General features: G+C 57.0%; 18 protein-coding genes and 1 pseudogene. 6 read left to right on the top strand and 13 right to left on the bottom strand.

The features are described 5' to 3' along the window. Positions 1-172: 172 nt before the first annotated feature. Positions 173-1,231, bottom strand: a complete 1,059-nt coding sequence (locus AO064_RS13560; RefSeq protein ID WP_064053672.1) for a diguanylate cyclase — start codon at positions 1,229-1,231, stop codon at positions 173-175. A gap of 191 nt (positions 1,232-1,422) precedes the next feature. Beyond that, on the bottom strand, positions 1,423-2,049 hold the full coding sequence (locus tag AO064_RS13555) for a TetR/AcrR family transcriptional regulator (RefSeq protein ID WP_064053671.1): 627 nt from the start codon (positions 2,047-2,049) through the stop codon (positions 1,423-1,425). 122 nt (positions 2,050-2,171) lie between these two features. On the opposite strand from AO064_RS13555, the gene AO064_RS13550 reads away from it, so the two are divergent. The 3 genes from AO064_RS13550 to AO064_RS13540 all read left to right on the top strand — a co-directional run bounded on the left by AO064_RS13550 (position 2,172) and on the right by AO064_RS13540 (position 5,745). Beyond that, positions 2,172-3,221 carry an MBL fold metallo-hydrolase gene (locus tag AO064_RS13550; protein ID WP_064053670.1) on the top strand — a complete coding sequence of 350 codons (1,050 nt, stop codon included), beginning with the start codon at positions 2,172-2,174 and terminating at the stop codon, positions 3,219-3,221. Between the two features lie 368 nt (positions 3,222-3,589). Further along, positions 3,590-4,144: a hypothetical protein gene (locus AO064_RS13545; protein ID WP_244159521.1), complete on the top strand. Its 555-nt coding sequence runs from the start codon at positions 3,590-3,592 to the stop codon at positions 4,142-4,144. Between the two features lie 98 nt (positions 4,145-4,242). Continuing rightward, positions 4,243-5,745: an amidase family protein gene (locus tag AO064_RS13540; RefSeq protein WP_064053668.1), complete on the top strand. Its 1,503-nt coding sequence runs from the start codon at positions 4,243-4,245 to the stop codon at positions 5,743-5,745. Here the strand turns inward: AO064_RS13540 and AO064_RS13535 are convergent. From AO064_RS13535 to argH, 7 genes are all read right to left on the bottom strand, one after another. Beyond that, entirely contained in the window at positions 5,729-6,094 is a 366-nt protein-coding gene (locus tag AO064_RS13535) for a helix-turn-helix transcriptional regulator (protein ID WP_064053667.1), read from the bottom strand. The two genes, AO064_RS13540 and AO064_RS13535, sit on opposite strands and share 17 nt — an antisense overlap. A gap of 93 nt (positions 6,095-6,187) precedes the next feature. Beyond that, positions 6,188-7,135 (bottom strand): hypothetical protein, encoded by a 948-nt coding sequence (locus AO064_RS13530; RefSeq protein WP_064053666.1) that lies wholly within the window; start codon positions 7,133-7,135, stop codon positions 6,188-6,190. 54 nt (positions 7,136-7,189) lie between these two features. Beyond that, positions 7,190-8,359, bottom strand: a complete 1,170-nt coding sequence (locus AO064_RS13525) for an MFS transporter (protein ID WP_064053665.1) — start codon at positions 8,357-8,359, stop codon at positions 7,190-7,192. Positions 8,360-8,506: 147 nt separating this feature from the next. Next, on the bottom strand, positions 8,507-9,328 hold the full coding sequence (locus AO064_RS13520; protein ID WP_064053664.1) for an ABC transporter substrate-binding protein: 822 nt from the start codon (positions 9,326-9,328) through the stop codon (positions 8,507-8,509). A gap of 25 nt (positions 9,329-9,353) precedes the next feature. Continuing rightward, the gene (locus AO064_RS13515) at positions 9,354-10,118 is read right to left on the bottom strand and encodes an amino acid ABC transporter ATP-binding protein (protein WP_046036444.1); all 765 of its coding nucleotides are present in this window, start codon (positions 10,116-10,118) and stop codon (positions 9,354-9,356) included. 24 nt (positions 10,119-10,142) lie between these two features. Next, a complete protein-coding gene (locus AO064_RS13510; protein WP_064053663.1) occupies positions 10,143-11,021 on the bottom strand; it encodes an amino acid ABC transporter permease in 879 nt (292 codons plus the stop codon). A 106-nt stretch (positions 11,022-11,127) separates the two neighbouring features. Continuing rightward, the gene (gene argH, locus AO064_RS13505) at positions 11,128-12,555 is read right to left on the bottom strand and encodes an argininosuccinate lyase (protein WP_064053662.1); all 1,428 of its coding nucleotides are present in this window, start codon (positions 12,553-12,555) and stop codon (positions 11,128-11,130) included. Positions 12,556-12,748: 193 nt separating this feature from the next. Between argH and AO064_RS13500 the strand changes: the two genes are divergently transcribed. From AO064_RS13500 to vapC, 3 genes are all read left to right on the top strand, one after another. Further along, entirely contained in the window at positions 12,749-13,708 is a 960-nt protein-coding gene (locus tag AO064_RS13500; RefSeq protein ID WP_064053661.1) for a LysR family transcriptional regulator, read from the top strand. 376 nt (positions 13,709-14,084) lie between these two features. After that, the gene (gene vapB, locus AO064_RS13495; RefSeq protein WP_043205782.1) at positions 14,085-14,324 is read left to right on the top strand and encodes a type II toxin-antitoxin system VapB family antitoxin; all 240 of its coding nucleotides are present in this window, start codon (positions 14,085-14,087) and stop codon (positions 14,322-14,324) included. After that, on the top strand, positions 14,317-14,721 hold the full coding sequence (gene vapC, locus AO064_RS13490) for a type II toxin-antitoxin system tRNA(fMet)-specific endonuclease VapC (RefSeq protein ID WP_043205781.1): 405 nt from the start codon (positions 14,317-14,319) through the stop codon (positions 14,719-14,721). The genes vapB and vapC overlap by 8 nt, the downstream gene beginning before the upstream one ends. A gap of 25 nt (positions 14,722-14,746) precedes the next feature. On the opposite strand, the gene AO064_RS13485 is transcribed toward vapC, so the two are convergent. From AO064_RS13485 to AO064_RS13475, 4 genes and pseudogenes are all read right to left on the bottom strand, one after another. Next, the gene (locus AO064_RS13485; RefSeq protein ID WP_043205780.1) at positions 14,747-15,391 is read right to left on the bottom strand and encodes an HAD-IB family hydrolase; all 645 of its coding nucleotides are present in this window, start codon (positions 15,389-15,391) and stop codon (positions 14,747-14,749) included. A 72-nt stretch (positions 15,392-15,463) separates the two neighbouring features. Then, positions 15,464-15,682, bottom strand: a pseudogene (locus AO064_RS30255) (HNH endonuclease); the annotation flags it as partial. Between the two features lie 325 nt (positions 15,683-16,007). Further along, complete coding sequence (locus AO064_RS13480) at positions 16,008-17,033, bottom strand: calponin homology domain-containing protein (protein ID WP_064053660.1); 1,026 nt, start codon at positions 17,031-17,033, stop codon at positions 16,008-16,010. A gap of 68 nt (positions 17,034-17,101) precedes the next feature. Further along, on the bottom strand, positions 17,102-17,638 hold a 537-nt coding region (locus AO064_RS13475), incomplete at its 5' end, for a ribonucleotide-diphosphate reductase subunit beta (RefSeq protein WP_156521567.1).

Raw genomic sequence — 17,638 nt, 5'->3', positions numbered from 1 at the left:
TCAGCTTCCTTGTGCCGACAGAACGGGGTGGAACAACGGGTTCAGAGTGATCAGCCTGACGGGAAGTTCGCCCCAGGGGCAGGACCTTTTTTGGGCAGGCGACCAATGGTGGCATTATGCTGCTGCCTGGGGTGCAGGGCGCACTATTCAGACGAGCAGTTATCGGACAACGTCAGGCGGAATAGGCGACCTTGTCGTCACTTACGCTGACCCGGTTGCGCCCGGTGTCTTTGGCGGCATACAGCGCCCGGTCCGCCGCATTGAGCCACATGGCGGCATTGGTAAAGGACGGCTGGAACCCCGCCAGGCCGATGCTCAGGCTCACGCGCAGTTCCGGTATCTGCGGGTTGCGGTAATTGTTGAAGGTTTCACGCATGCGCTCCATGACCTGGGCGGCTTGTTCCAGCGACATTTGTGGAAGAATCACACAGAATTCATCGCCTCCGTAACGCCCGGCCAGGTCGTTTTCCCGCAGGTTACGCCGCAACTCCAGGCTCAATTGCCGCAGTACCGTGTCGCCGACGATATGCCCGTGGGTGTCATTGATTCGCTTGAAGTGATCGATATCGATCAAGGCAATGGTGGCATGGCTTTGCTGTTGCTGGCACTTGTGGAACTTGAGGTGCAGCAGGTCTTTCCATGAACCGTGATTGAGCAGGCCGGTGAGGCTATCGATACGGCTCAGGGCGCTGAGGGCTCGCTTGTGTTCCGACAGTTTGATCGCCAGTTGATAGCAGACCATGCCGATGGCCATGGGGTAGAGCGTGAGCATGGGCAGGCAGGCGTAAACCTCAACCAGGCTCACCGACGGGTTGAAGTGCAGGCCGAACACCACAGCGCCGATAGCGGCGCCGAGCACTTGGGCCAGTGCGCCGCGTATCAGCAGGCGCTTACCACCGGCAGCGACGTTGTTCATGGCGACCATCGACAGCAAGGTCACGGTGGTCAGCGGGCTAAATTGCAGCGTCGCCGCCCAGAACCCACTGAACAGTGCGTCATACAGCAGGTTGCGTTGCTCGGCGTCATAGGGGTATTTGGAGCGGGTTGCCCATTGATACGCCACGTGTGGCCAGACGAAAGCGTTGACCAATAACAGCGCCCAGAGCCAACCCGGCATCGCGAGCGGGTACAGGGCCGCTATCACGCTGATACAGCACATGGCTGTGCCGATAATCCTTGGCCTGTAGATACGCCTGGCAAAGGAAAGCCCTTTGCCTTGTCTGTTTTCCATAAATTCCTGGGTCAGCTCTTTTTTGCAGATACGACGACACATGTTCGTGGGCTTCACCGCTGATCGGAGAATGCCCACGAATATTGTCAATTATTCGCGGGGGAATAATCAGTGTCCTTCCAGGCCATTTGCGCAAAACAGAGGGCGAATGCGTCAAAAACGACCTGGGACGTCGCTCGTGCAACGGTTTTTTACGGCTGGCCCGGTGTTTTGACTTCGTAGCCGGCCAGGAACAGGTCGATGGCCGACTCGATTACGCTGGCTTGGCTGGCCGCATCCAGGGTCGGTTGCCCAAGGGTAATCTGTGGCCAGAAGGCAAACGCCTTGAGCAGGCTTTGGATCTGGTGGGCGGCAAAGGCCGGGTCACTGCAGTTGAGCCGGCCATCTTCCTGGGCGGCACGCACCCATTGGGTAAACCCTTCTTCGCGTTGGCTCAGGCGGGTGACCATGTCCTGCGCACGTTCCGGCGAATGGATGGTGGCAGCGATAGCGACCCTGGCGAGGTCGAGGAAATTCACGTCCGACATCATCTTCATCTTTGCTTCCAGCAACCCCCGCAATTGTTCGCGCAACGGGCGGTCGCTGGCGTAGCTGACGTCGAGCTGTGCAACACTGCTGGCCCACAGTTTGTGGAGGATTTCGGCGAACAGCTCTTCCTTGCTGGGGAAGTGGTTGTACACCGTACGCTTGGAAACGCCGGCGGTGGCGGCGATCTTGTCCATGCTGGTGACCTCGAAACCGTTTGCGCGAAACTCGGCAATGGCCGCTGCCACGATGGCTTCGCGCTTGCGGTCGGTGAGGCGTTGAGGGGCAGTCATGGGTGGCGTTCGGCTCTTCAAGGAAATTACACTCGGCAGTTTACTTGCTCCGGATTTTGTTGCAATCTTGAAACTACACTGTGCAGTGTAACTTATAAGCGATCCGTAGGAGTCACCCGGTAATGGCCACGATCTCGTCCCGTGTCGATTCTTCGCCAGCAGCGCCCAGGCACGATCAGGCGCATTTCAGCAACGAGCCCCCCGTGCAGCACGGAGGCTTTGGCAAGACCTTGCGTATTTTCTGGAACATGCTGTTCAACAAACCGCGCAGTACGCGGCCGGTGGGGCAGATCCCGGTGCAATCGCTGACCCGCGAGCAATTACTGGCCGCCCCGGATCACAGCGTGTTCCGCCTCGGGCATTCGACGGTTTTGCTGAAAATTCGCGGTAAATTCTGGGTCACCGACCCGGTGTTCGCCGAGCGTGCCTCACCGTTCAGTTGGGCCGGCCCCAAGCGCTTCCATCAGCCGCCCATCAGTCTTGAAGCGCTGCCACCGTTGGAAGCGGTGATTCTTTCCCACAACCACTATGACCACCTTGACCGCAAGGCTGTCGTTCAATTGGCCGAGAAAACCCGCTATTTTCTTGCGCCGTTGGGCGTCGGTGACCTGCTGGTGAAGTGGGGGGTGGAGGCCAGCAAAGTGCGCCAGTTGGATTGGTGGCAGGGCACTGAGGTGGACGGTATTCGGTTTGTCGCGACACCTGCGCAGCATTTTTCCGGGCGCGGGCTGTTTGACGCCAACCAGACCCTGTGGTGTTCCTGGGTGATGATCGACGGCGCGCTGCGGATCTTTTTCAGCGGCGATACCGGTTACTTCGACGGCTTTAAACGTATCGGTGAACAGTACGGCCCCTTTGACCTGACGCTGATGGAAACAGGTGCTTACAACGTCGATTGGCCCCACGTGCATATGCAACCTGAGCAAACCCTGCAAGCCCATATCGACCTCAAGGGGCGCTGGCTGCTGCCGATTCACAATGGCACCTTCGACCTGGCGTTCCATGCCTGGCACGAACCGTTTGACCGGATCATGGCGCTGGCCTGGGAGCGCAACGTGTCGATTACCACACCGCCGATGGGGCAGGCATTCAGCTTGAACCAGCCTGAGCGTGGGTATGCGTGGTGGCTGGAGGTGGAAACACAAGGTGCGCAAGAGCACTTGGCTGGCTGACGACTGGGCTGGCAGTCGGAAGACGCGTCGGAAAAAGGAGTTTTCCGGGTGTTTCCAAGCAGTTCCAGGCCTCGGATGAGGGTGCGATGATCCTTCGGAAAGTCATCTTCCGGAGGGCTGTCCACATGGACATCAAGTGTAGGAAAATTTGGCTGCTGGGCGTGCCTTGTCGACCGGGCTCACCTTCGCCGCCACCGTCATCTTCGCCGGCGGAGATAGCAGGTCTGGCGACAGTGCCACCCACTTCCTCCGTCGATACACCCGCCCCGAGCGGTATCGCTTTCGGGACGGCCCCCGGTGGCGACAAACGCCCCGCGGGCGGCATCCCGATTCCAGGGTATGACGCGCCTGCCCTGCCCGTGAAACCCGTGCGTGACCCATCGCTATCGCTGATTGCCTTAAGCGGCATCGATCCTTCCGGGCCGGTGATGGTGGAGGTGCCTTTGGTGCAGAACAACACCACCTTCACGGCAGACCGGAGAACGACTGGGCTGTGCGTCGGGGTTGCAGAACGGTACGAGCACGGCAATGACCACGAACGTATTGAGCACCGTGCGCTCTTTACGCTGGCGCTGGAAACCCTTCGTCTGGCTGGGCTGACACTGGTGCCAGTGCCTGCACAGCGAGCGGATGACTCCCTGAGGTTCGATCTGCACACCCGCAATGAAATCGACACGCTCATGAGTCAATACCGCTTGGATGCGCTGGTGTCCGACAGTCAAAGCGCTGCGTTCCATGCGGCCTGCTGGACGGGTTACCCAAGGCTTGGCGAGCCGCTCGGGGACGGTTCAACGCTGTGGTTCTATGGCGCGCGATCTTCCAAGGATGTGCTGCCGATTCTGGTGCGGGTGTACCGCAATGCTCGGCGCCTGACACCGGTACAGGCCGGGCTACTCGACGTGTTGACTAATCCCACGGTGTAAGCGACGTGCGTCGCAATGCTGGGAGGGCGAGAGGTTTTTAGACTGGGGCCTGGATCGATGTGGGTCCTTCGTCGTTTCTGACTCCCCGAAGAGGTCTTATGTTCTCTATTGCGTATGGTCTGGGCTCGATTGCCCAGCTGGCCCTGCAGTCCATTGCAGGCGACTACTTACCTGCGGCCTCCAAGCCAGTCGCCCCCGGTACCGAATACCTCAGTGTCAATGAGCTTGGCAGGCAAATGGCCCGGCCGGGTGGGCTCACCTCGGTCGATCTGGTCAGTTTCCTGCAAGAGCGGATTCGCAGGCTGGACCCTCAACTGAGGTCTGTTATCGAACTCAACCCTGAAGCGCTTGAGGCTGCGCGCGAGTTGGATCGCGAGCGAGCCAGCGGCAAGGTGCGCGGGCCACTGCATGGCATTCCCATTTTGCTCAAGGACACCCTCGAAACCACAGGCATGCAAACCAGTGCAGGTGCGTTTGGGCTTGTGGGGGCAAGTGCCGGCAAGAATGCCCCGTTGGTGGATTACCTGATCAAGCAGGGCGCGGTCATCCTGGGTAAAACCAACATGAGTGAAATGGCCGGGTTTCGTGGAGGCCCCGATGGCTGGAGCAGCCGGGGCGGGCAAACCCGTAACCCGCATCAGTCGGATGCCGACGTCGGGGGCTCCAGTTCCGGCTCTGCCGCCGCAGTCGCGGCAGGGTTGGCGCCCTTGGCGGTGGGGGCTGAAACCAATGGTTCGATCATTGTGCCGGCCGCCCGCAATGGTGTGGTGGGGCTCAAACCCAGCGTCGGCCTGCTGGACCGCAACGGGATTATTCCTGCGAGCCAGCACCAGGACACGCCAGGCCCGATGGCTCGCTCGGTAATGGATGCTGCGTTGATGCTCAACGCCATGTCAGGCAGCGATCCCCAGGACGCGGCGAGCGTGGGAGCGCCCCAAGGCATTGATTACACAAAGCTATTGGTTCCAGGTGCGTTGAAGGGCAAGCGTATCGGTTACCCTGCGACGTTTTCCAAAGAGGGTGAAACCCTACCGGTGGTGAACAGTGCGCAATTCAGTCGGACACTTGAGGTGCTTCGCGAGCAAGGCGCGGTATTGGTGCCGGTCAACATGCGCCTGGCCGATGCTTCACGCTATGACGAGTTGTTGTTCTCGGACGCGAAAGAGGAACTCAATGCTTACTTGGCCAATCGCTCGGGACTACCGGTCAAATCACTGACCGAACTCATCAGGTTCAACGATGAACGTGATGGCGCCGACGAGGATCATCAACCACTACTCAAGGAAATCAGCGCCTCAACCCTGACGCCGGAGCAGCGCCAGCCACTGTGGGACGCGCTCATCCAGGATTTCCGCAACGCCATAGATGACCCTATCACCTCGGAGAACCTGGACGTCATGGTGTCGGATTTCGAGACAAACAGTTTCTTCGGTGTCGCGGCAGCCGGCTACCCAGGGATCGCCGTACCTTCCGGGACGGATGAGGACGGTTTACCCACCAGTGCTTATTTTTTCGGCACCCGCTGGGCTGAACCTACCTTGCTGGCAGTGGCCCATGGGTATGAGCAGGCCGCCCAGGTGGCAATCAAACCTGGGTTTTGACCGGCCATCCCAGTACATCGCAAAGGGAGCGTCGGGCGCTGTTGTGGGCAGTGGGCTCGGTTGAAGGAAGGTCGAACCGACGCACACTCATTCCCCACCCCGGCGCAAAGCCCGGAAAAAACACCAGCCCCTCAGCCTCCAGCCTGAACGCCAATGCCAGGCGGGTTTCATCGCCCACGTCGCCCTGGCTTTCGAAGTGCTGAACCGCTTGCGCCGTCACGCCCGCCAACCGGGCCAGGTCTTCGGTGCTCCAGCCCAGCATCGCGCGGGCCTGCACGCTGTGCTTGGCGGTGAATTGATGCAGGACGATCTGCTGTTCTACAAAAGAGCTCATTGCCAGAGAGGACATGGTTTTCTCCAGGATTCGACGGGGGAGGGCAAACTATACTGTGTTTTTGTACAGTTGTTTTGACCGCTCATCAACTGGATGTTTAATCAGCCGTTACTCCACCCCCGGCGCCTCCCGGATAATAAGGTGATCCAGGTTCTCGATATTCGCGCTGAACACCCCGAACGTCTGTTCGGGTTTTTTTGTGCTCGGTACGTGTTTCAACGCCGGCGTCACCCCGTAGAAGAAGCAATACAGCGCCCGCTCACTGTCCACCGCCGCCTTGATCTGTTCCAGGAACGCCTTGCGCTTGCGGTAAGTGTCGATGAGTTTTTTGCTCAGATAGACGTTGACCGAATAGGGCTTTTTGTCCAGCCACACCTTCTTCTCGAAGTCGATGCGAAAGCTTTTGGTGTAGTCCTTGATCGCCTTGATCTTGCCCCAGTAGATCAGGCCCTTGTTGTCTTGCAGGTATTCGATTTTCTTGAAAAACGTCCAGTAGGTCGCGGTGTGGTCGCCAATCTTCAGCGGCATCGCCTTGAGCTTGTCCTTGTCGTCGATATTCGACACATAGCATTCCACCGGGTGGGCGAAGACGCTGGTTTTGTCCGGTGTGGTGTCGTGGGCGCTGTGGGGCGAAGAACTACGGTTTGAAGGCGCTTTCGCTGGCTCGCGTGGGGCACTTCCCTCAGCCCCGGCAAGCGGGGCCTTACGTTCGTATTGACGGCGCGTGAGTACAAATTCCGAGGGGAAGTTGTCTTCACGCTCGTCGTCGCCTTCACCGGTCGCGGTCTTGTGGGTGCTGGCGTAACGGCAGCCGTCGATATGCTGGGTGCTGGTCTTGTTCTTGAAATGGGGTGTGCGCTGATAGTTAACGTTCTTCGCGTTGAAGGTGCTCAGCGTATTGCCCGTATCGAACGCCGCACGGCAGGCTTCGTTGGGGCAGAGGAAGCTGTCCTTGTCGGAATCGAAATCGGCGGTTTCGTCGAAATTCAGGTCTCGTACGTCGTAGATCGACAGCTTGTCGTCGAGACTCAGGCTGTAGGCCGTGTCGAATTTCATGGGGCTCGGGTCCGTGAGAAGTTTCGCTATTAATAGCGGGATCGCGCGCAAATATCAGCAAGAAACTGCAACCCTTCGGCCGCTCAAGAAGCACAGCGTTCCACCGACCGCCGTCAGCGCCCCCAATGCATAGAACATGCTGGCTGGCGCCGCATTGATCAGCAAATACCCACAAATCACCGGGCTCATCGCCCCGCCAAACGCGGCCAGGTTTTGCGCACCGTAATAACTGCCGCGCAGGGCATCGGGAGCGATGGTGTCGATAAACAGGAACTCCGAGGGGTAGATGATCATCTCGCCCAAGGTGAATACGAACATCGCCAGGCACCAGGTGACCAGGCTGTCGGCCAGGCTGAACCCGATCAGCCCGACAATGAACAGCAAGGTGCCGAGCACGATCCAGTAACGCAGTTGCTCACGCTTGATAAACCGCCCGATCTGGTACTGCATCAAGATCACGGTGATGGCGTTGCAGGCCAGCACCGCAGACAGAATCTTCAACGCCTCGGCGGGTTTGTAGGCCACCAGCAAAAACTGCGACAGATACAGGGTGTAGCGCCCGTGGACAATGGTGCTCAGCAGGCTGCCGCTGGTGAACAGGATCAGCGTGCGGTCGCTGCGCAACGTGCGCAGGGTGCTGAGGAAACTCAAGGGTTTGTGGCTGTCATCCCGTTGGGTGGGGGGGATGCCGATCATCAGGAACACGCTGCCAAAGGCGATGGCGCTGGCGATCAGGAAGGGCGCCAGCGGCAGGTGCCCGGCGATCACCACGCCGACCATCGGACCGGTCGCGTAGCCCACGTTGGTCAGGGTGTAACGCAGGGAAAACACCTTGGCACGGTCACCCACCGGCAGGTTCTCGCTGATGATGGCTTTGGAGCCGATCAGGAACAGCGCCGACGCCGCTTCGGTGATGACCAGGGTCAAGGTGGTGAGGTAAAGGTTGCTGGCAAAGGTCAGTAACAGAAAACCGATGGCGCTCGAGAGCATGGCCAGGATCAGCAGCTTGCGTTTTTCCAGGCGGTCGATGATGTAGCCGCCGTACAGGCCCAGCAGTGTCGCGATAAATACGGCGATGCCCATCAGCAGGCCGATGTCCTGCTGGTTGAGGCCCAGGCGTGTGCTGAGCAGCAAGGCCAACAGCGGGCTGGTCATGGCACGGCTGACCACGATGGTCACCGAGCAGACCAGCAGGCGGCGGATTACCAGGGAGTAGGTGGCCACGGTGGGGGCAAGTGTCCTTGTTATTTTCTAAAGACAACACACATCAAATGTGGGAGCTGGCTTGCCTGCGATAGCGGTGGTTCAGGCAATGATTATGCAAGATGACGCCGCCATCGCAGGCAAGCCAGCTCCCACACTTGGATTGACTTACTGGCCGGAGTTGATGGTGATCTTCTCGACCGCGCCTTGCTCCAGCTCCCACTTCTTCAGGATCTTGCCGTAGGTCCCATCATCAATCATGCCCTGCAACGCTTCACTGATCGCCGTGACCAGCTCGGTGTTGCTCTTCTCAATCCCCAGCCCGGTGAACTGCTTGGAAATCGCCAGGCCCACCGGCTTGTACTTGCCCTTGTCCAACGCCATCAAATAAGGAATCGTCTCGCTGCCCTGCATCGCCGCATCCAGGCGGTTCTGCTGCAACTGTGCCCGTGCATCCGCCGAGCCTTCAGTGCCGATCACCACGATCGCCGGCTTACCTGCCGCTTCGCAGTTTTCCTTGCTCCACGCGGCAATTTCCGACGGCCAGGTGGTACGACGGCTGGTGCCGACTTTTTTACCACACAGGTCAGTCAATTCCTTGAGGTCTTCACGCTTGGCCAGGGTGTACAGCTGCGGGCCGCTGGTGAAGTAGTCGATGAAAGTCACCGCCTTTTGGCGCTCGGCGGTGTCGCTCATGCCCGACAGCACAATGTCCACACGCTTGGTGGTCAGGCCGCTGAGCATCTGTTCGAAGCCGGTTTCCTGCCACTTGATCTTCACGCCCAGGCGCTCGGCCAAGGCATTGCCCAAGTCGAAGTCGAAACCCGTGAGCTTATTGGTGGCGGGGTCCTTGAAATCCATCGGTGGATAGTTCGGCACGATGGCCGCGCTGATCTCACCCTTGTCCTTGATTGCCGCCGGCAAAGCCGCGAAAACAACAGTGGAGGCCATCAGGCCTGCGAGCAACGTGGGGATAAACAATTTTTTCATGGGGGCGTTCTCGTTAGTTTTCTAGTTAAGTGCGAACGGCAGAAATAAAGCTTTGGGTACGCGGGTTTTGTGGGCTTATTAGAATTTCTTCAGGGCTGCCGGCTTCCACAATCTGGCCGGCGTCCATAAACACCATGCGGTTGGACACTTCGCGAGCGAAGCCCAATTCATGAGTGACCACGATCATGGTCATGCCGGTGGTGGCCAAATCGCGCATCACCGACAGCACTTCGCCGACCAGCTCCGGGTCGAGGGCTGATGTGGGTTCGTCGAACAACATCAGCTTGGGGCGCATCGCCAACGCACGGGCAATTGCCACGCGCTGTTGCTGCCCGCCAGACAATTCCACCGGGTAAGCATTGCGTTTGTCCGCCAGGCCCACGCGGGCGAGCAACTCCAACGCATCCTCAATGGCTTCCTTGGGCGAGCGCTTGAGCACCTGGCACGGGCCTTCGATGATGTTCTGCAGCACGGTCATGTGCGGGAACAAATTAAAGCGCTGGAACACCATGCCGGTGGCCAGGCGCTGGCGGGCGATCTGCGCTTCATTCATCTCATGCAGCTTGTTGCCGATGACGCGGTAACCCACCAGTTCGCCGTCGACCCACAGGCCGCCCTTGTCGATTTTTTCCAGTTGGTTGACGCAACGCAGCAGGGTGCTTTTACCCGAGCCGGACGGGCCGATGATGCACATCACTTCGCCTTGCTCGACCTCGATATTGATGTCGCGCAGCGCGTGATACTGGTCGTAATACTTGTTCAGGTTGACGGCCTTGACGATGCTTCTCATGGGGCAAATCTCCTCAACCCAAACTTACGAACGCTTGCCGGCGCCGCGGGCAAAACGACGCTCGAGGCGGCTTTGACCAAATGAAAGAACAGTCACCACCGCCAGGTACCAGATGCCGGCCACAATCAGCAGCTCCATGACCCGGGCGTTGGCGTAATAGATGTTTTGCGCGTTGTGCAGCAGCTCCGAGTACTGGATCACACTGGCCAGGCTGGTCATTTTCACCATGCTGATGAACTCGTTGCCTACAGGCGGGATGATCACTCGCATCGCCTGCGGAAGAATGATCCTACGCAGCGCTTGCAGGCTCGGCATGCCGATGGACTTGGCGGCTTCGTACTGGCCGGTGTCGACCGACAGCAAGCCGGCGCGCACCACCTCGGCGGTGTAGGCGCCCTGGTTGATGCTGAGGCCGAGCAGGGCGGCCACGAACGGTGTCATCAGGTCGACGGTGTCGATGCTGAACAGGCCGGGAATCGCGATCACCGGGAAAATCAGCGCCAGGTTGAACCACAGCAGCAGCTGCAGAATCAACGGCGTGCCACGGAACAGCCAGGTGTAGGTAATGGCCACATACCGCAGGATCGGGTTGGCCGACATGCGCATGATCGCCGTGATCACCCCGATCACCACGCCCAGCGCCATCGCCAGGATCGACATGACGATAGTGTTCATCAGGCCCCAGAGGATGGCCTCAGACGTGAGGAACTGACCGATGTAGGACCATTCGATCTGGCCGTTGGCGAATGCGCGCAACAGCGCGGCCAATACGATCACGATCAACGTGGCAAAAAACATCCGCCCGTAATAGCGACGCGGCACGTGTTCGTACTGCGTGATATCGAACTGGTTCTCGGACAACTTGCGCTCTATTTCCAAGCGCTCGGCCGGGGTTTGGTTCATGGTGATTCTCCAAAACTGATGACGCTACTACTGATGTACTTGGTCCAAATGTGGGAGCGGGCTTGCTCGCGAAAGCGTCAGCCCCAGCACCACACCTCTGACAGGCTTAAATCCGAAAGCCCTGATAGCTCTCAGCCCACTGCTGCTGAGCCGCCAATGCAATCTTCAACCGCCCAATCTGCTCGCGCACCCGCTCCGGCGCCGTCCCACCCCACCCACTGCGCGCCGCAATCGCCGCCTCCAGGGTCAAGCAGTCCCGCACTTCAGGCAGCAACCGAGCGTCCACCTCCGCCAACATCGCCGGCGAGGCTTCCCACAACTCAATCTCATGCTTCTCACAGGCCTGCACCAGCGCGCCGGTAATCTCATGGGCTTCTTTAAACGGCACACCACGGGTGGCCAACCAATCCGCCACCTCCGTCGCCAAGGTGAAGCCCATCGGCGCCTGGCGCCGCAGCTCTTCCACCTGTACCTTCATGGTCGCAACCATCCCGGCCATCGCCGGCAGTACCAGCAGCAAGGTGTCCACGCTGTCCAACACACTGTGCTTGTCTTCACTCAAATCGCGGTTGTACGACAGCGGCAACGACTTGAGCGTCGACATCAACCCGGTCAAGTTGCCGATCAAGCGCCCAGCCTTGCCCCGCGCCAATTCGGCAATGTCCGGGTTCTTCTTCTGCGGCATGATCGAGCTGCCGGTGGCGTAGGCATCGTCCAACACCACCCAGCGAAACTGGCGCGACGACCACAGGCAAAACTCCTCCGACAGCCGCGAAATATTCACCCCGAGCATGCCCGCCACAAACAGAAACTCCGCCACATGGTCACGGCTGGCGACGGCGTCAATCGAGTTTTCGCACGGCCCGGTGTAGCCCATTTCCTTGGCCGAATGCTCCGGCTGGCGCGCAATCGCCGAACCGGCCATGGCTGCCGCACCCAACGGTGACAGCGCTGTACGCGCGTCCCAATCCACCAAACGCTGCACATCCCGCAGCATCGACTGCGCATGAGCCAGCAAATGGTGGGCAAACACAATCGGCTGCGCCTGCTGCAAATGGGTAAAGCCGGGGCAGATGCTCTCGATATGCTGCTCAGCCTGCTCCACCAACGCCTGTTGCAGACCCAACACCTCAGTGGTGATGGTGCGCGCATGGTCGCGTAGGAAAAGCCGCAGGTCATTGGCCGTCTGGTCGTTACGCGAACGCCCGGCGCGCAACTTGCCGCCCAAGGCGCCGAGGCGCTCGGTCAATACGCGTTCGATGAAGGTGTGCACGTCCTCGTCATCCAGGGTCGGATGCAGGCGGCCGGCGGTGAAGTCAGCGCCGATCCCCTCCAGGGCTTCGAGGGTACGCAAGGTCTCCGACTCATCCAGCAAACCGGCGCGCTGCAACTCACGGGCATGGGCACGGGAGCCAGCCAGGTCGTAGGGCGTCAGGCGAAAATAGCGCTCAGGGCAACGCGACAACGCGGCCAATGCAGCAGACGGACCGGTCTTGAAACGAGCGCCCCAAAGGCGGTCGGTGGGCTGGGACATGGGTATTCCTCACGCTTGTTTTTAGAAGAGTCGGAGGCAGTAAAAATAAGTTTTCAATTAGACTGAATGAGCGTCTGACGCGCCATATTCAAGGTTGCCAAGGGCGGTTGTTTATGTTCATTATCGCCGCCTGGCTATGTTCAAGGACTGGGTTTAAGCCTGTTGAATATGGCACTTGAGGTCAACGCGTATTATGGAAACTCCACTTTCCACTTCTGGAAACCTACCGCCAAAACCCGGCACACGACCGCCCCTGCAACTGAGCGGGCTGGACTTCAAATTGCTGCGGGTATTTATGGCCGTGGTCGAAGCCGGCGGCTTCAGCGCCGCGCAAAACGAGCTGAACGTGGGCCTGGCAGCCATCAGCAAACAGATCTCCGACCTGGAAATCCGCATCGGCATGCGCCTGTGTACACGGGGGAGGGAAGGGTTCGGCCTGACCGAAGAAGGCAAGTTGGTGTATCAGGCCTCCATCGAGTTATTTACCTCGGTGGACAGTTTTCGCGACAAGCTTAGTTCGGCGCAAAACGAACTGATCGGCGACCTTAGTGTGGGGGTTATTGATAACACCGTGTCCGACGTTAATTCCCCGCTAATTACCGCGTTGGGGAAATTACATAGCGAATCACCAAAAATTAGATTGCGCCTGCATGCCTCGCAATTGGACGAAGTTGAACGTGGCGTGGTGGAAGGGCGCTTGATCGTCGGCATCGTGCCGGTGTACCAACGCCGAGAGGAATTTGACTACTTCCCGCTGTACGAAGAAAAAGCCCACGTCTACTGCGCTGTAGGACATCCGCTGTTCAACGCGAGCGACATCACGTCCGACGTGTTGCGCCAATACGAAGTAGTGAACCACCGGTATGCGATCCATCGCGACAAGGCCACCTTCGTCAATTACGACAGCCAGTCCGCCTCGGCCTCGCAAGTCGAAGCCGTCGCCATCCTGATCCTCACCGGCCGCTTCCTCGGCTTCCTGCCCGAACACTACGCCGCGCCACTGGTAAGGGAAGGGCGCCTGCGCGCACTGTGCCCGGAGCACGTGCACCTGAGCACCGCCTTCAACCTGATCCTGCGCCACAACGCGCCGCGCAGTCCGATGGTAAAAGCCTTTGCGACGGCGTTGGGCGTAGAGCTCAAAGCCACGACATAACACTCAAGCCAAACACAGTCCCCTCCGAGCGACAGAGATCAACTGTGGGAGCTGTCGAGCTTCAGCGAGGCTGCGAAGGGATCGACTCGGTTTCCCTGTCGAGCCCACGACCTCATATCGCATCTCTACGGACCGTTATCGTTTTCAACGCGGATAGCCGATTTGTTAGCGAATTTCAGAGTGCATTAGCGTTTTCCTGATAGTAGGAAGCAACAAGCAGCTATCAGGAGGGGTGAATTGGATGATTGACCCCTAGCCCCCCATGCTAGTGCGCTAAGAATAGACAGTCGTCGGACGGTTGCCATAGAGCTATGCAATAGAGCATCCTCGATCTATCATTCTTCTTGGTCTTTCCCTACCCAGAGAGGTGTTCTCTATGTCTTTTGGAACCATCTTTACTAACAATCGGACGCAAAATATCCGCATCCCTGCCGACATGCGTTTTCCTGCGGGAGTGAAAACTGTCGAGGTCCGTGCTGTAGGGAGAGAGCTGATCATTTCGCCTGTGGAAAACACTTGGGACAGCTTTTTTCTTGCCAGTGAATCGGTATCTGAGGATTTTATGGAGGAGCGCGCCGATCAAACCCAGCAAGAACGAGAGTCCTTTGATGATTAAGTACATGCTTGATACCAACATCGTGATCTACATCATCAAGCGTCGGCCGATTGAGATACTGGAGAAATTCAACGCCAACGTAGGGCGCATGGTTATCTCCTCAATCACCCTCGCAGAGCTGATGCATGGCGCAGAAAAGAGTCAGCTTGTAGAAAAAAACACGCGCGCCGTGGAAGACTTCTCTTCCCGGCTCGATGTCCTTAGCTACGACGACAAGGCGGCTTTTCACTACGGCTCGATCCGTTCAGACCTGGAGAAAAAGGGCACGCCTATTGGCGTCAATGACCTACACATTGCCGGGCACGCTAGAAGCTCAGGCTTGGTGTTGGTGACTAACAATGAGGGTGAGTTCAAGCGCGTAAATGGCTTGATTGTGGAGAACTGGATAGGCGCCTAGCGAGTATCTGCCAACCCCACCCGTATCACCGCTTCAACCGAGCCCGTTTCTTCTTCGCATGAAAATGCCGAAAATGCGCATCCTGCGCCGCCGCCAGCAATTCCCGATCTCCACGCGTATCGCCCCAGGCCCGCAGCCGATACTCGCCCAAATCGCCGTACACCGCCTCAAGCCGCAGCACCTTATTCTCACACCGGCAGTTATTCCCGGTGAGCTTACCGGTCAGCACCCCATCCACCACCTCAAGCTCAGTCCCGATCAACTTGATCCCAAGACGATCGGCAAACGGCTGCAACACCAAGGCCGGCGACGCCGAACACAGCGTCACCACCGCCCCCGAACCCAACTCCTGCTCCACCGACAGCACGCCGGCCGGGCGCATCAACCGCGCCCAATTGCGCTGGCAATACTCCTCGGCCTTCTGCTGCACCCACGCCTTCTCCACCCCGGTCATAAAGGTGCGGATCAACTGCGCCTTCAACTCATCCCGGCTGATCTGCTGCAACAAAAAGCGCAGCCCAGGCACCGCCAGCTTGACCATCCGGCCATAAAACTCACCGGTGCCAAAGGCGAACTTGAGGAACGGCACGAAACTGTCGTGGTGGGTGAGGGTGCCGTCGAAGTCAAAGACGGAAAGTACTTTGGCGTCAGCGGGGCCGGCTTCGAGCATGTCTGGGTTCACGGGTTGGCCTCGGTCCTATCTAGTATTTTTTGAGTGTGCATCAGGTGTGACAGCAGGAGTTTACTCCCGTGCCAATCTTCCGACTTTGGCGTAAAGCCCCTCGGTGAAGGCATCCCGGTCACTCGACCGGTGACAACGCTGATGGCAATTGGGGCACAAGGCTACAGCATTGGAGATGCGATCCGAACCCTTCTGGGCGAGGTGCTTGACGTGATGTACTTCAAGAAATGGCAAACCGTCGACTTCAAAAGGCGCGTTTGAGCCGCAGCCTTCGCAGATGCTATCCCGCTACGTCGGAACAACTTCATGAGTGAGTCAGCGGCGTAGCAGACGATTCCCCGGCGTGTAGTAATAGCCCGGTAATGCGTAAATACCGGATTCGCTGATCATCAGCATGACTTCCGGCTAGCTTCTACGTTGGGCGTTTCTTTGGCATCGGCTGAAGAGGTTATTAATTTTGGAGAAACTAACCAAGGATATGTTTTTGTAGGAGATGTCATTGTGGATGTGAGGGTTGGTAGTTTCGTTCAGCAGAGAGTTAGTCTGGTCGTATAGATATGTTGTTTTTACAGGCTCTTATGTAGAGCCTGCATTATTGATGTTTTTACTGATTTGGCTCGCTTCGATCTTCTATAACTAACTGGTTGGTATAGCTTAGCTTTTCGAAATTATGATTGTGAGTAGATATCAAGTGGTCGTTTATTTGAATTTCAGAACTGTCACCTAAAAAGCGATTCAGGTTTTTTGCAATTGCAGAGGTCGATTTTTTTATTGCTTCGTCAAGGCCTTCGGTCTCGATATTGTTTGCTACCAGTGTTGCCCTGATGCCTAAGACTTTTTCTAAGACCTCTGTAGATTGCTTGAGGTTGTTTATGTTTTGAGATGGATCCAGCCTGTTGTACGTATACATTGCGCTTTGCGTGATTATTGTTGTTGCGAGCGCTATTACTAGGGGGCTGGCTGAAATTTTGGCAAAAAAGCTACCTGATTCAATTTTTTGAATCTCAACCTGTCCTTCGCCAGTGCTTAGGTTCAGAAGATTACAACACTCTTCAAGAAGGATACTTAAAAATAGTAGCTTGTTTGAAAAGCCTTCAAGAGATACGTGATCTGGAAAGTATATTTTTAAGCTTTCATTTTCTAGTGGCTTGTTTATTAATTCTTTTGCGGTTGTTTGTTTTAGAACTGATTTCAGGTATTTCAGTTTTTCTAGGGCGATAAAAAATCGATTGGCAATAGATGTTAGTGCATAGGATGTGTCTAGGTTTCCACTGTCTAGATAGTTGTCCAGCGCAGTCATGAATTTTCCCAGCTCGCTTTCTATTTCATGAATCGCTTCTATCTCATCTCTTGGGAGGTTGTCTTCAATTTTTGTTATCGATTTTGTTATTTTGCTAAATTTTGAGATCCGTACGGCTTCTGCAGTTCTTGTGATTAGGGAGGATTGTTGTGCGCTGAAATTTTGCCATAAGGTGGAGTGGTTCGTGCTGAATCTTATTTCTCCGCTTAAAGATTTCGCGGTTTCCTCATGTGTTTTATAAAGGGCACTAATTACTGGAAAAAAATCTTGATCCGACTCTATTGTTTCAATTGTTTTGACAATGGTGGTGTATAGTTTTTCTGTGTTCATTATTTTTCTCAAAATGTGCTCCGCATTGCGAGCACATTTTTAAGGTTGAATATCCGTTTCCGGCGAAGTCAATCCCAGCTCAACGCCCCACCCGTCTGATACTCAATCACCCGAGTCTCAAAGAAATTCTTCTCTTTCTTCAAGTCCATAATCTCGCTCATCCACGGGAACGGATTCGTCGTCCCTGGATACTCTTCCTTCAACCCAATCTGCGACAAACGACGGTTAGCAATAAACTTGAGGTAATCCTCCATCATCGCCGCATTCATCCCCAACACACCGCGTGGCATGGTGTCGCGAGCGTATTCAATCTCCAGCTGCGTCCCTTGCAGAATCATCTGGGTCGCTTCTTCCTTCATCTCGGCATCCCACAAATGCGGGTTTTCGATTTTGATCTGGTTGATCACATCGATACCGAAGTTCAGGTGCATCGACTCGTCGCGCAGGATGTACTGGAACTGTTCCGCCACGCCGGTCATTTTGTTGCGACGGCCCATGGAGAGGATCTGGGTGAAGCCGCAGTAGAAGAAGATGCCTTCCAGGACGCAGTAGTAGGCGACCAGGTTACGCAGCAGCTCTTTATCCGTCTCGACGGTACCGGTTTC

This window comes from Pseudomonas marginalis (assembly GCF_001645105.1).
GTDB lineage: Bacteria > Pseudomonadota > Gammaproteobacteria > Pseudomonadales > Pseudomonadaceae > Aquipseudomonas > Aquipseudomonas petroselini.
This window is presented reverse-complemented; position numbering and strand designations above follow the sequence as displayed.

Excerpts from the sequence above, each read along its gene's own strand:
- AO064_RS13560 (WP_064053672.1), bottom strand. The coding sequence starts at position 1,231 with ATGGAAAACAGACAAGGCAAAGGGCTTTCCTTTGCCAGGCGTATCTAC.
- AO064_RS13555 (WP_064053671.1), bottom strand. The coding sequence starts at position 2,049 with ATGACTGCCCCTCAACGCCTCACCGACCGCAAGCGCGAAGCCATCGTG.
- AO064_RS13550 (WP_064053670.1), top strand. The coding sequence starts at position 2,172 with ATGGCCACGATCTCGTCCCGTGTCGATTCTTCGCCAGCAGCGCCCAGG.
- AO064_RS13540 (WP_064053668.1), top strand. The coding sequence starts at position 4,243 with ATGTTCTCTATTGCGTATGGTCTGGGCTCGATTGCCCAGCTGGCCCTG.
- AO064_RS13535 (WP_064053667.1), bottom strand. The coding sequence starts at position 6,094 with ATGTCCTCTCTGGCAATGAGCTCTTTTGTAGAACAGCAGATCGTCCTG.
- AO064_RS13530 (WP_064053666.1), bottom strand. The coding sequence starts at position 7,135 with ATGAAATTCGACACGGCCTACAGCCTGAGTCTCGACGACAAGCTGTCG.
- AO064_RS13520 (WP_064053664.1), bottom strand. The coding sequence starts at position 9,328 with ATGAAAAAATTGTTTATCCCCACGTTGCTCGCAGGCCTGATGGCCTCC.
- AO064_RS13515 (WP_046036444.1), bottom strand. The coding sequence starts at position 10,118 with ATGAGAAGCATCGTCAAGGCCGTCAACCTGAACAAGTATTACGACCAG.
- AO064_RS13510 (WP_064053663.1), bottom strand. The coding sequence starts at position 11,021 with ATGAACCAAACCCCGGCCGAGCGCTTGGAAATAGAGCGCAAGTTGTCC.
- argH (WP_064053662.1), bottom strand. The coding sequence starts at position 12,555 with ATGTCCCAGCCCACCGACCGCCTTTGGGGCGCTCGTTTCAAGACCGGT.
- AO064_RS13500 (WP_064053661.1), top strand. The coding sequence starts at position 12,749 with ATGGAAACTCCACTTTCCACTTCTGGAAACCTACCGCCAAAACCCGGC.
- vapB (WP_043205782.1), top strand. The coding sequence starts at position 14,085 with ATGTCTTTTGGAACCATCTTTACTAACAATCGGACGCAAAATATCCGC.
- vapC (WP_043205781.1), top strand. The coding sequence starts at position 14,317 with ATGATTAAGTACATGCTTGATACCAACATCGTGATCTACATCATCAAG.
- AO064_RS13485 (WP_043205780.1), bottom strand. The coding sequence starts at position 15,391 with ATGCTCGAAGCCGGCCCCGCTGACGCCAAAGTACTTTCCGTCTTTGAC.
- AO064_RS13480 (WP_064053660.1), bottom strand. The coding sequence starts at position 17,033 with ATGAACACAGAAAAACTATACACCACCATTGTCAAAACAATTGAAACA.